We start from the raw sequence: 13,681 nt of genomic DNA on the forward strand, positions 1-13,681 counted from the left end.
TATCGTAATAGGTATAGTTGTAATACAAATGTAAATGAATATCCGTACAAATGCCTAGATAATGCTGTAAAATAATAGGTAATACATGGTTGGAAGAATATGAATGTAAAAGGAGAGATTCTTTGTGGGGGTCATGCTAAGCAAAGGTCAAAAGGTAGATTTAACAAAAGCTCATCCTGGATTAAGCAATGTTGTAATTGGTTTAGGCTGGGATATCAATCAACAGGGTGCCAACTATGATTTAGATGCTTCTGCTTTTTTGTTGGGAGAAAATCATAAAGTATGGAGCGATAATGATTTTATTTTTTACAATAATCCATCTGGTCCTAATGGATCTGTAATATACAGTGGAGATAACCGGACGGGTCATGGTAGATTGGACGATGAACAAATTAGAGTGAATTTATCTCAAGTACCATCCAGTATTCAACGTATTGCTTTTACCATTACCATCCATGATGCTTATGAAAAAGGACAAAATTTTGGACAAATATCTAATGCCTATGTCAGAGTATATAATGAGGAAGAGCAAGTAGAACTTCTTCGTTTTAATCTTGGAAGAGACTATACAATTGAAACGGCAATAGTCGCAGCAGAGCTATATCGCCATAATGGAGAATGGAAGTTTAATGCTGTTGGCAGTGGCTTTCAAGGTGGTTTAGCTGCATTATGCCGCAATTTTGGGGTAACTGTTGATGATGAACCAACAGCACCTGTTCCATCTATTCAACAAGGCTATCAAGAACCAAATAGACCTCCTTTCCAGTCGTTTGAAACACAAACGTATCCCACTTCTAATAGAGAGGCATACCAGCCAACCGGTCATTCGGCTTATTCAAATAATCCGCAAATGTATGGACAAGCTTCTCAGCATAATCATCATTCTAGTGACCATTTCCAGTGTATTAGGTGCCATAGCACGAATGTCCGTACAGGTGAAAAAGGATTTGGAATTGGAAAAGCGGCTATAGGCGGGTTAATTTTAGGACCAGTTGGACTACTGGGTGGCTTTATTGGAAAAGGCCAATTAAAAATTAGCTGCAATAGTTGTGGTTATAATTGGTCTCCATCTCAGACAGATTATGCTGAATGGGGGAGACAGCAGAAGCAACGGGCAAAGGACCTCTTCATGCGATATAAAAATCCGGAAGTTTTAGACGCTGTTGTGGCTGCATGTGCATTAGTAGGGATGGCAGATGGAAGATTAGATCCTTCAGAAGAACGAAAAATGATGGAGTTTATCCATCAAAGTGAAGAATTGCGTGTTTTTGATACAAATAAAGTCGTTCAGCAATTTAATCACTTTGTTCGCAAAATAGAATACGATCAAATTATTGGTCAGACAGAGTGTTTTCGAGCGTTAGGGAAAGTGCGATCAAAGCCAGAGGTTGCAAGACTAGTAGCACGGTATTGCATTGCTATTGGCTATGCAGACGGTCATTTTGATCACAGAGAAAAACAAGTAGTGACAGAAATATGCCGAGAATTAGGATTGAATCCACAGGAATTTTTATCTTAAGAATAGGACATAATAGAATAGAAGACCAGTTTTAATAGAATAGTTTGGGAGAGAATGTCTAAAAGAAATCTCTTGCAAATATGTATACAAGAAAGATAGGCGGGAGATTACTTTTTCGTAATGTCGGAATGGTTTAACATATCATCAGTGGAGGGGATGAAATTCTCTACTGATGGAAGTTTTTCTTTATTGTATTCCGTCAAATCAGTAACTCCCATTGCTCGGGTGAGTATAGGTGCATTTTAATAGAAATACAACAGGAGGAGAAGGATGGCAGGAAATCATAGTTTAGTAATTGACAGAATAATCGGTAATATCGAAAAAGTAATGATTGGGAAAAGAGACGTAGCAGAACTTAGTTTAATTGCATTACTTGCCCAAGGTCATGTTTTATTAGAAGATGTCCCTGGAGTCGGGAAAACAATGATGGTAAGAGCTTTGGCGAAATCAGTTGGTGCTAATTTCCGTAGAATTCAATTCACCCCAGACCTTTTACCATCTGATGTAACAGGAGTCTCCATTTATAATCCGAAAGAGCTGGAATTTCAATTTGTGCCAGGGCCGATCATGGGAAATATCATTCTTGCAGATGAAATTAATCGAACATCGCCCAAAACACAGTCAGCCCTTTTGGAGGCGATGGAAGAGAGTAGTGTAACAATTGATGGAATTACCCATCATTTACAAAAGCCGTTCTTTGTTATGGCAACCCAGAATCCAATTGAATATGAAGGAACATACCCTCTCCCTGAAGCTCAGCTAGATCGATTTTTATTAAAAATGCAGATGGGATATCCAACCGTGGCAGAAGAAATGGAAGTGTTAACTAGAGTCCAAGTAGCTGCTCCTATTGAAAAGTTAGAGTCAGTTGTGACCTTGGATGAACTGCTTACTCTTCAATATGAAGTTAGACAGGTGTATGTGGATGACACAATAAAGAAATATATAGTGGAGCTTGCTACTGCAACAAGAGAACATGCGGGAATTTATTTAGGAGTCAGCCCTAGAGGTTCGATTGCATTAATGAGAGCATCACAAAGCTATGCCTTTATTCAAGGAAGAAATTATGTTATTCCTGATGATGTTCAATTTTTAGTGAAAGCTGTATTTGCCCATCGAATTATTTTAAAATCAGAGACAAAATTTGATGGAATATCGCCAGAGGAAATTATCAATCGAATTGTTGGGGAAGTCTCTGTACCGGTGCAAAGGTTAGTGAAGTAATGAAAAGACTTTTGCAAAAATTAAATCGGATTTGGAAACTAATTTTATTATTTTTATTAATAGCGATGGTTTTTTCTTATGCTATGTTCCAAGGAGGATTTGTTAGCTGGTTTTTATTCTATAGTTTTTTACCTTTTGCTTTATATGGACTACTGATTGCTGGTTACCCAATTAGAGACTGGCAGGTAAAACGAAAAATTCAAAAATATGAGTACAGTGCAAAAGAAGAAATGCATGTAGAAATTGAATTAAAAAGAAAGACATTCTTCCCTATTTTCTATGTCATGGTGGAAGATTCGTTTAGCTCGACTGTAGGGGAAAAGATAATGGGAAAGAAGCTGTTAATGCCTGGGTTCAGACGTACTCTTACTTATAAATATACGGTAAAAGAGTTGTCGAGAGGAGAGCATGTATTTGATCAGATTTTCCTGCAAATAGGAGATCCTTTAGGTCTTGTTGAAAAGGAGAAAGTTTATATTCAAGTTGATCGGATACTTGTCTATCCTCCTTTTGAAGAGATGGTTTACAAGCCTTTGGAAAATCATTTTGAACAAGGGATGACTTCTTCGAAGGAACGAGTGCAAAGAGATACGACAATGGCAGTTGGAATAAGAGAGTATCAGCCTGGTGACCGCTTCTCATGGATTAACTGGAAGGCAAGTGCAAGGCGGAATAATATGATGACAAAAGAGTTTGAACAAAAGCAGACCCATGACATTATGATTGTTGTGGATTGCGAAGAGAATAAGAGATTTGAAGGAGTAGTTTCTTTTACGGCTTCAGTAATTCGTGCCATTTTAAAAAAAGGTGCTCAGGTAGGGCTTTTATCAGTTGATACAGATCGAACAATTTTTCCAATAAGAGGAGGAGAAAGTCAACAACAACTATTACTCTATCATTTAGCAAAGATTCGCACTACAAAGGAGATAACACTTGCAGAGGTTTTGGATAATGAAAGCAGTCAGTTGCAGCAACAAGCTACAGTTATGCTGATTACATCCATGTTAACGAAAGAGCTAGTAGATAAAGCAGGCTGGCTTTCTAGCAAAAGGTATAATATAGCGGTGTTTGTCATTACAGGTAAAAATGAAGGCTTATCTAGTGGGGAAAAAACATTAAGTGCTTTTGCTGTAAAAAGAGGGATTCGCGTTATCCATGTTTCTGAAGGAAGATATAAAGAGGCTTTTTTGGAGGTGATGGCTTAAATGAGTTCATCTTTTAGCAAAAAGCACATCACAATATCCAATTTTCTATTGTATATCTTAGGATTTTTATTAATTTGGGAATGGCTTAGACCGCTGGAAGCGTTGACGAATACAGAGAATGTGATTGTATTTAATCTATTTCTTGCGCTTTCTTTATTACTAGCCTTTTTTAGAGCACCAAGCTTGTTAAGCGGAACATTAAAGACTGTTTATATTATCTTTGTTCTTCAATCTTTATATTTTGAGGAGTCCTTTTTAACCTTCCAATGGATCCAGCCTTTTGTTACTGAATTTATTGATAATCTAGTATTAGTGTTTGATACAAATTGGTCGGAAATGACCAATATGTTTAAAAGCTGTCTCTGCTTTATTTTACTATGGCTAATGGCCTACCTAATCGATTACTGGCTAATTAAACGAAGAAAGATTTTTACTTTCTTTTTGTTGACGATTATCTATATTACAGTATTAGATACCTTTACAATATATAGTGCTACTAGTGCTATTATTCGGACGGTAATCATTGGTTTTACAGTAATGGGGATGTTAACATTCTTTCGATTAAATGACAAAGAAGGCTCTGAGAATAACCATCGTTCAACTATAAAATGGATGATCCCGTTGCTCGTATTTGTAATAGGGAGTGCTGGAATTGGCTACTTATTACCAAAGGCAGATCCTATTTGGCCAGATCCAGTTCCTTTTATTCAAACGATGGGGAATAAAGGTGGAGAGAACGAAGGAGGCAGCACCGGAGAAGATGGTGTTCATCGGGTTGGATATAGTGTAGATGATTCTAGATTAGGAGGGGACTTTATTGGTGATTCCTCCATGGTTTTTGTCGCAGAAGTGGAAGAGCCCCATTATTGGAAAGTAGAAACAAAAGATACGTATACAGGAAAAGGCTGGGTGCAGTCAGAGGAATCTTTGCAATTGAGCCGAGATAACTTTGAAGTATTAGATCACGGTGGAGAGATTCCGTTTATTTCTTTTGTTGATGGAGAAAATGTGAAGCGGACAGAATCGCAAAGCACGGTTCAATTTACAAATGGTTTTTCATACTTCCTATATCCGTTAGGAGTAAAAGAAATGACTGCTGCGAATTCTTATATGGAAATTGAAAGTGGGAATGAGCGCGGGGTATTTAATGGCTATGTTGAAAGTTATTCCGTAACATATGATATACCGGAATACAGCTTAGATGCATTAACAACGGCGGACATGGAAGCCTTTGTGATGGATAATCCAGCTATTGCGAATCGTTATCTTCAACTTCCAGATTCATTGCCGCAAAGAGTGAAGGATCTTGCTGTTGATATAACGAAAAATGATGAAAATGTGTTTGCGAAAGTAAGATCGATAGAAACCTATTTCTCCTCTAATGGATTTGTTTATAGTCAAAGTAATGTTGCCATTCCGAATGGGGAGGAGGATTATGTAGATCAATTCTTATTTGAAACAAAACTAGGGTATTGTGATAACTATTCTACTTCTATGGTTACCTTGCTGCGTTCTATTGGCATTCCCTCTCGATGGGTTAAGGGCTTTACAGAAGGGGATTTTGTAGAGACAGATGGTGAAATTCGTCGTTATGAAGTAACAAATAATAATACCCATTCTTGGGTAGAGGTGTATTTTCCAGAGGTTGGTTGGGTTTCCTTTGAACCAACACAAGGATTCTCCAATGCGAATACGTATATGAATGATATAGAAAATCAATCAAATTCTAATAATACAGAATCCGAAACACCAGATGCACAAGAACAACAGCAAGAAACTCCTGAAAACAAACCGGAAGAGCAAGAACAAACGTTAGAACCAACATCCCAAACTACGGAGGGGTGGAGTAATTATCCAGCTGCAGTCAAAGGAAACTGGCAATGGGTTGCTTTTGTACTAGCTTTAATCGGGTTGTTAGGAGTTGCTATTTATAAATTTCGATATAAATGGTTGCCTTATTATTATATTTGGAAATTCAAACATGCAACTGGCGAAAATAACTTTCCAAAAGCGTATATCGTATTGTTGCATTTATTAGAAATAGCAGGCCTTAAGAAAAAGGAAGAAGTTACCTTAAGAGAGTATGCGAAGCAAATTGATCACATCTATTCAAGTGATGAAATGAGCTTGTTGACTGCTAAATATGAGGAATATCTGTATAAAGGTCAATTGCAAAAAGGCAGCTGGGAAGATTTGAGGGAATTATGGGAAAATTTAATTAAAAAAACAACAGCTTGACCATCGATTCGACATGTTGTTACAATATTCTCATCTATATATAATTCCTTCATATATCCTCGATGATATGGTTCGAGAGTCTCTACCGGGTCGCCTTAAATGATCTGACTATGAAGGCAGATAAGTCTTTCCAATTTAGCTTCTTCATGGAATCCAAAAGACTAGAATTCTGCCTTCGTTTTTATTTGAGGCCGATTCTAGTCTTTTTTTCTTAAAAAAAGATGGTGAAATGGAGATAAGAGGCATGAATGATGAAGGTGTTTGGCAATAGTAATAAGAGAAATTCAAATAGATTAATTGGGGTGAATAGGAATGGGGAAAGCGCATATAGAAGGTCAGGAAATGATTGTTGTTCTAGACTTTGGTAGTCAATACAATCAATTGATTACAAGAAGAATAAGAGAATTTGGAGTATACAGTGAGTTGCATCCACATACCATTACTGCTGAAGAGATTAAGGAATTAAACCCTTCAGGAATAATTTTCTCAGGTGGCCCTAACAGTGTTTACGATGAAAATGCATTTGGTGTTGATGAGAAAATATTTGATTTAGGGCTTCCTATCTTTGGTATTTGTTATGGTATGCAATTGATGACACAGCATTTTGCAGGAAAAGTGGAAAAAGCAAAGCATCGTGAATATGGAAAAGCAGCGATTAATATTGAAAATAACTCGAAATTATTTGCTGACCTTCCAACAGAACAAATCGTTTGGATGAGTCATGGTGATTTAGTTGTAGAAGCTCCTGCTGGATTTACAATTGATGCAACAAGTGCTTCTTGTCCTATCGCTTCAATGAGTAATGGAGAAAAAGGATTATATGCAGTTCAATTCCATCCAGAGGTTCGTCATTCTGTATATGGAAACGAATTGTTAAAAAACTTTGTGTTTGGGGTTTGTGGATGCAAAGGTGACTGGTCTATGGAAAACTTCATTGAAATTGAAATGGAAAAAATTCGTCAGACAGTTGGCGACAAAAAAGTTTTATGTGCTCTTAGTGGCGGTGTAGATTCTTCTGTTGTTGCTGTTTTGATTCATAAAGCAATTGGTGACCAATTAACATGTATCTTTGTAGACCATGGACTTCTTCGTAAAGGGGAAGCGGAAGGGGTTATGAAGACTTTCACAGAAGGCTTCAATATGAATGTAATTAAAGTTGATGCAAAAGAGCGTTTTATGTCTAAGCTAGAAGGCGTAAGTGATCCGGAGAAAAAACGTAAGATTATCGGAAATGAGTTCATCTATGTGTTTGATGATGAAGCAGCTAAACTAGAAGGTATTGATTTCTTAGCACAAGGTACTCTTTACACTGATATTATTGAGAGTGGAACAGCTACTGCGCAAACAATTAAGTCCCATCATAATGTTGGCGGGCTTCCTGAAGATATGCAATTCCAATTAATTGAACCTTTAAATACGCTATTTAAAGATGAAGTACGTGCTCTAGGTTCTGAATTAGGAATAGCTGATGATATCGTATGGAGACAACCATTCCCAGGTCCTGGTTTAGGGATTCGGGTATTAGGTGCTATTTCAGAAGAAAAATTAGAAATTGTGCGTGAATCCGACGCAATTTTACGCGAAGAAATTAAAAAGGCGGGCTTAGAACGTGATGTATGGCAATACTTTACAGTTCTTCCTGATATCCGAAGTGTTGGGGTAATGGGGGATGCGCGTACTTATGATTATACTATCGGAATTCGCGCAGTTACTTCAATAGATGGAATGACCTCTGACTGGGCAAGACTTCCTTGGGATGTACTAGAAGTGATTTCTACAAGAATCGTTAATGAAGTAGCCCATATTAACCGCGTAGTGTATGACATTACGAGTAAGCCACCTGCTACGATTGAGTGGGAGTAAAAGGAAAAAAATAGTAGCTTTTCCTTTTATAAAGATAAGTTCTATAGAAAAAGCGAACGATCGTATATTTTTATTATCGATTGTTCGCTTTTTGTATTGACGAGCTTTCTTTAAACTGTTAAACTAGATTTACAACTGAGATAGATATTTTTTACTCGTATAATATTGGGGAATACGGCCCAAAAGTTTCTACCGAGCTACCGTAAATAGCTTGACTACGAGGTAAGTGTAAATAGGGAATAATGAGAACTCATTTATATATTTATTTTAAGAGAAAGTTTCCCTATTCGTATTCACAAACCCTAGTCAACGCTCCTTTAATCGTAGGAGTGTTTTTTTGTTTTAGTCGATTATTAAAGCATTTATGAGAGGGGAAAGATCAATGAAGAAGTTTTTCAAATTTGAAGAACTAGGCACAAATTACCGCAGAGAGTTTTTAGGTGGTTTCACTACATTCCTTGCGATGGCTTATATTTTAGCAGTAAACCCATTTACATTAACATTAGGAGATGTAGCTGATCTTCCGGATGCATTAAGAATGGATTATGGAGCGGTGTTTGTGGCGACAGCACTTGCTGCAGCAGTAGGATCTCTAATTATGGGGATATTTGCTAATTATCCAATTGCGTTAGCTCCAGGTTTAGGATTAAATGCATACTTTGCATATACCGTTGTTTTAACACAAGGACATCCGTGGCAATATGCTTTAGCAGCTGTATTTATTTCAAGTGTATTTTTCTTACTACTAACACTTTCTGGTCTTCGTGAAAAACTAATTAATGCGATACCAGTTGAATTAAAGCTTGCGGTCGGCGCAGGTATTGGATTATTTATAACATTTATTGGATTGCAGAATTCCGAAATTATTGTTGGTAACGCTGCGACACTTGTTCATATTGGTGATTTAACCAAGCCAAGTACATTACTAGCCATTTTTGGTATTTTCGTTACGATTATTTTAATGGTTAGAGGAATACACGGTGGAGTATTCTACGGAATGATCATCACAGCAGTAGTAGGAATGATTTTTGGAGTAATTGATACGCCTTCTAAAGTGGTTTCTACCGTTCCTAGTATTGAGCCAACTTTTGGATCATTGTTCTCCGCGCTTGGGGATCCTGGATTTTATACACAAAGTATGTTAGTTGTTGTTTTAACTTTCTTGTTTGTTGATTTCTTTGATAACGCTGGTACATTAGTAGCAGTTGCAAACCAAGCTGGATTAATGAAAGAAAATAAATTACCGAGAGCAGGAAAAGCGTTATTTGCCGATTCTATTGCATCCATGGTAGGTTCTATTTTCGGTACATCTACAACGACTTCTTATATTGAGTCATCAGCAGGTGTTGCTGCTGGAGCTCGTACTGGATTTGCTGCAGTTGTTACAGCAGGGTTCTTCTTGTTATCCTTATTCTTCTTCCCACTGTTGGAAGTAGTAACATCAGCTGTTACAACACCAGCTTTAGTTGTGGTTGGTATTTTGATGGTTTCATCCCTTGGGAAAATTGAGTGGGCTAAGTTTGAAGTGGCCGTTCCAGCATTCCTTACTATCGTTGCGATGCCTTTGACTTATAGTATTGCAACAGGTATAGCTGTTGGGTTTATCTTCTACCCGATTGTTATGATTGTTAAAGGTCGTATTAAAGATATTAATCCAATTATGTATATATTCTTTGTCATCTTCGCATTGTACTTTATCTTCTTACAATAGAAGGGAAGATGATTCATAACTCATTGTGATAAAGGGTTAACGATATTATATTGTATTATTTTGGGGTTGCGAGAAAAAGTCTTTTTGCTAAGAAGAAAAGGGATGTCCATTTTGGATGTCCTTTTTCTCATTTTTTCGTTGACTTCCTATAAAGACTTTAATAACATTGAGGTACCGAGAAGTCTGTCGAAGTGGGGAAATAAGTATGCCTAATTTACTAATAAAGAAAGCGCTGAATAATAATGTGCTTATTGGAGACCATCCATCCTATGGGGAAGTAGTGCTTATAGGGAAAGGAATAGGCTTTAATCAGAAAAGTGGAGATTATATTGATGTTAATGTTGTAGAAAAGTTGTTTGTCCTAAAAGATGAAAAGGAACAAAGCAATTACTTGAAGCTTCTTCCACAAGTGGATAATGAGTTGTTGGATGTAATTATTTCATCAATAGAGTTAATTAAAAATAAGACAAATACAAAGCTTAACGAGCATATCCATATAGCGTTAACGGATCATATTATGTTTGCTGCCTCTCGTGTTACAAACGGGCTAGTATTGAATAATCCATTTCTGATTGAAACAAAGGCATTGTACCCGTTTGAGTATGCAATCGCTGAAGAGGTTGTGAAATTAATCGGAGAACAAACAGGGCTTCAATTACCAGTAGGTGAAATCGGTTTCATCGCATTGCATATTCATAGTGCAATGATGAACAAAAGTTTATCAGAGGTCAATCAGCATTCACAATTAGTTACACATCTTGTGAATCTCATAGAGGAACAACTAGATACAAAAATTGATAAAGATAGCATCGACTATATGCGTCTTGTTAGACATTTGCGTTTTACGATAGAACGGGTTAATTCAGGAGAAAAAGTAGAAGAACCAGAAAATATAATTTTGCTATTGAAGAGTGAGTATCCACTGTGCTATAATCTTGCATGGAAGCTCATAAAAGTGATGCAACAAGCATTGAAAAAGCCAGTCTTTGAAGCAGAAGCAGTTTATCTGACGATGCATCTACAAAGACTTCAGAAAAAAATTAAATAGTTATTATCTTATAAACGTGTTACTGATACGATCAGGCATGAGTGAAAAAGATGATTGATTTAAATGTTTTAGGGTAACCTAACCTTAGCGTTTATTTCAATCTATCTACGCTCATGCCTTTTTTGTTTTTTACTCTTGTTTGAGAACGCTTTTTTGAGCCGAAAAATTGCTTTAGGAGGTCAACAAAATGTTTAAAAAGTTGTTTGGTGTTTTACAAAAAGTTGGTAAAGCACTTATGTTACCAGTTGCTATTCTTCCAGCTGCGGGTATCTTGCTTGCATTTGGTAATGCGTTGCAAAATCCAACGCTTCTTGATATTGCTCCATTTTTGAATAATAGTGGAGTGGAAATGGTTGCGTCCGTTATGGAGGATGCAGGAAATATCATCTTTGGTAACCTTTCCTTACTATTTGCTGTTGGGGTTGCTGTTGGTTTAGCTGGCGGTGAAGGTGTAGCAGGTCTAGCTGCTATTATTGGATTCCTTATTATGAACGTTACTATGGGAACAGTTTTAGGGATTGATGCTGATGCATTAGTTGGAAGTACTGAATATGCAGCTGTTTTAGGAATTCCTACTCTTCAAACGGGTGTGTTCGGTGGTATCATTGTCGGTATTATCGCCGCCGCGATGTATAATCGCTTCTTTGAAATTGAGTTACCTTCTTATTTAGGTTTCTTTGCAGGTAAACGCTTTGTTCCGATTGTGACAGCTGCATGTGCTGTTATTTTAGGTTTAATTATGATTGTTATTTGGCCGCCGATTCAACATGGTCTAAATGTATTCTCTGAAAATATGTTGGGTGCTAATTTAACAATATCTGCGTTTATTTTCGGGTTAATTGAAAGATCGTTAATTCCATTTGGTTTACATCATATATTCTATTCTCCTTTCTGGTTCGAGTTTGGTAGTTATACAACGAATGCTGGAACAATTGTTAAAGGGGACCAAGCTATCTTTATGAACCAAATTAAAGATGGTGTTCAAAACTTAACTGCAGGTACATTTATGACTGGTAAATTCCCGTTCATGATGTTTGGATTACCTGCTGCGGCTCTTGCTATTTACCATGAGGCTCGTCCTGAGAAAAAGGCGATTGTTGGTGGGTTGATGGCTTCAGCAGCATTAACTTCTTTCTTAACAGGTATTACAGAGCCATTAGAATTCTCATTCTTATTCGTAGCTCCAATATTGTTCGGTATTCATGCTGTTTTTGCAGGTTTATCATTTATGACAATGCATTTATTAAATGTAAAAGTAGGTATGACATTCTCTGGTGGTTTAATCGACTATGTATTATTCGGTCTTATTAACCCACAAACAAATGCATGGATTATTATCCCTGTTGGTTTAGTATTTGCTGTAATCTACTATTTCGGTTTCCGTTTTGCAATTCGAAAATTCAACCTGAAAACACCAGGTAGAGAAGATGAATCAGATGAAACAGAAAGCAGTGCTAAAGGTACAACTAGTGATCTTCCGTATGATGTATTAGAAGCGATGGGTGGACAAGAAAATATTGCGCATTTAGATGCATGTATTACGCGTCTTCGTGTATCAGTTAATGATATTAAATCTGTTGATAAAGATCGTCTGAAAAAACTAGGTGCAGCAGGAGTACTGGAAGTTGGAAATAATATTCAAGCAATATTTGGTCCTCGTTCTGAAACGATTAAAGGCCAAATGAGAGATATTATGAGTGGGAAAAGACCACGCCCAACTGCTCAACCATCTATGGATAAAGAAGTGAAAGAGCAAATTGAAGATGTAAACCCAAGTGCATTACAAGGTAATGTAACTGGTGAAGATTCTTTCGTTGCTCCTATCAAAGGGGAGCTAGTAGCTATAACAGATGTACCTGACGCAGTTTTTGCGGGGAAAATGATGGGAGACGGTTTTGCGATTATTCCTTCAGAAGGTACAGTTGTTTCACCTGTTGACGGGAAAATTGTTAACTTATTCCCAACAAAACATGCCCTTGGAATCTTGGCTGATAATGGTCGAGAAATTCTTATTCACTTTGGTATTGATACTGTTAAGTTAAAAGGGGAAGGTTTTGAAACGCTTGTTTCGGAAAATGATCAAGTGAAACAAGGACAACCTCTATTGAAAGTAAACCTTGACTATATTAAAGAAAATGCAACTTCAACTATTACGCCTGTTGTATTTACAAATTTAGCTGAGGGTGAATCTGTACAAATTAATAAACTTGGTAATGTGGAACTAAAAGAAGAAGATGTAGTAAAGATTACTAAGTAATTATATATATAGAAGAAACTCGGTCTTTTGATCGGGTTTTTTCTATATATAAGGGGGGGATTGTGGGAAAAAAGCGATTGTTAAACGGAATAATGAGAAGTAAGGTTACTTGGAGTTTAAAGGATTGTAATAACTTGTTAAGTAATACTTAATTTTATCCTACTCTTAAACTTCAGTATGGGGGAAAAAGCACCAACTGATGGAAGTTTCACTTTATTGAAATAATAATTTGGATAGATGATAGATATAGAGGGAATAGCTATATTAACAAAGTTAATTTAAAAAGATATAATTTTATTCGTTTTTTGTTGACGAAAATGTAAACAGATGTTATTATATAAAAACAGCCTTATGAAAGCTATTGGTTACTTTGATTGATAGCAAGAAAGAAAATTATTTTGAAAAAGTAATTGACTTATTCATCAAAGGTTGGTATGATATAAAAGTTGCTTCTGATAGCAACAAACAAATTGCTCTTTGAAAACTGAACAAACAAACGTCAACAATAATCGTTTTTTTATAACAAATGTTATAGAATGACAACAAGTAACAAAAAAGCTAGAGTTTAGCAATGAGCTAATCAACTCTTTATTGGAGAGTTTGATCCTGGCTCAGG

At 36.6% G+C, this 13,681-nt stretch carries 8 protein-coding genes and 2 riboswitches; all 8 genes read left to right on the plus strand.

Going from position 1 to position 13,681, the window contains the following annotated elements:
* Positions 1-124: 124 nt before the first annotated feature.
* The 8 genes from ACTNDN_RS16285 to ptsG all read left to right on the plus strand — a co-directional run bounded on the left by ACTNDN_RS16285 (position 125) and on the right by ptsG (position 13,065).
* On the plus strand, positions 125-1,519 hold the full coding sequence (locus ACTNDN_RS16285) for a TerD family protein (protein WP_419181469.1): 1,395 nt from the start codon (positions 125-127) through the stop codon (positions 1,517-1,519).
* Positions 1,520-1,789: 270 nt separating this feature from the next.
* The gene (locus tag ACTNDN_RS16290) at positions 1,790-2,743 is read left to right on the plus strand and encodes an AAA family ATPase (RefSeq protein ID WP_235251861.1); all 954 of its coding nucleotides are present in this window, start codon (positions 1,790-1,792) and stop codon (positions 2,741-2,743) included.
* Positions 2,743-3,948 carry a DUF58 domain-containing protein gene (locus ACTNDN_RS16295; protein WP_048718086.1) on the plus strand — a complete coding sequence of 402 codons (1,206 nt, stop codon included), beginning with the start codon at positions 2,743-2,745 and terminating at the stop codon, positions 3,946-3,948. Before ACTNDN_RS16290 ends, ACTNDN_RS16295 begins: the two co-directional genes overlap by 1 nt.
* Positions 3,949-6,186: a DUF4129 domain-containing transglutaminase family protein gene (locus tag ACTNDN_RS16300; RefSeq protein WP_441131536.1), complete on the plus strand. Its 2,238-nt coding sequence runs from the start codon at positions 3,949-3,951 to the stop codon at positions 6,184-6,186.
* A 29-nt stretch (positions 6,187-6,215) separates the two neighbouring features.
* Positions 6,216-6,317, plus strand: a riboswitch (purine riboswitch).
* A gap of 181 nt (positions 6,318-6,498) precedes the next feature.
* Entirely contained in the window at positions 6,499-8,049 is a 1,551-nt protein-coding gene (guaA, locus tag ACTNDN_RS16305; RefSeq protein ID WP_048718082.1) for a glutamine-hydrolyzing GMP synthase, read from the plus strand.
* A 135-nt stretch (positions 8,050-8,184) separates the two neighbouring features.
* A riboswitch (purine riboswitch) is annotated at positions 8,185-8,287 on the plus strand.
* 144 nt (positions 8,288-8,431) lie between these two features.
* A complete protein-coding gene (locus tag ACTNDN_RS16310; RefSeq protein WP_031539104.1) occupies positions 8,432-9,760 on the plus strand; it encodes an NCS2 family permease in 1,329 nt (442 codons plus the stop codon).
* Between the two features lie 205 nt (positions 9,761-9,965).
* Positions 9,966-10,808, plus strand: a complete 843-nt coding sequence (glcT, locus tag ACTNDN_RS16315; RefSeq protein ID WP_031539103.1) for a glucose PTS transporter transcription antiterminator GlcT — start codon at positions 9,966-9,968, stop codon at positions 10,806-10,808.
* A gap of 187 nt (positions 10,809-10,995) precedes the next feature.
* Complete coding sequence (ptsG, locus tag ACTNDN_RS16320; RefSeq protein ID WP_048718080.1) at positions 10,996-13,065, plus strand: glucose-specific PTS transporter subunit IIBC; 2,070 nt, start codon at positions 10,996-10,998, stop codon at positions 13,063-13,065.
* Positions 13,066-13,681: the final 616 nt, after the last annotated feature.

The sequence above is a fragment of the Niallia sp. HCP3S3_B10 genome (genome assembly GCF_052064465.1).
GTDB lineage: Bacteria > Bacillota > Bacilli > Bacillales > Cytobacillaceae > Niallia > Niallia hominis.

Bases quoted from the DNA above. Each gene is read 5' to 3' on its own strand.
- ACTNDN_RS16300 (WP_441131536.1), top strand. From the start codon at position 3,949: ATGAGTTCATCTTTTAGCAAAAAGCACATCACAATATCCAATTTTCTA.
- guaA (WP_048718082.1), top strand. From the start codon at position 6,499: ATGGGGAAAGCGCATATAGAAGGTCAGGAAATGATTGTTGTTCTAGAC.
- ACTNDN_RS16310 (WP_031539104.1), top strand. From the start codon at position 8,432: ATGAAGAAGTTTTTCAAATTTGAAGAACTAGGCACAAATTACCGCAGA.
- ACTNDN_RS16290 (WP_235251861.1), top strand. From the start codon at position 1,790: ATGGCAGGAAATCATAGTTTAGTAATTGACAGAATAATCGGTAATATC.
- ACTNDN_RS16295 (WP_048718086.1), top strand. From the start codon at position 2,743: ATGAAAAGACTTTTGCAAAAATTAAATCGGATTTGGAAACTAATTTTA.
- ptsG (WP_048718080.1), top strand. From the start codon at position 10,996: ATGTTTAAAAAGTTGTTTGGTGTTTTACAAAAAGTTGGTAAAGCACTT.
- glcT (WP_031539103.1), top strand. From the start codon at position 9,966: ATGCCTAATTTACTAATAAAGAAAGCGCTGAATAATAATGTGCTTATT.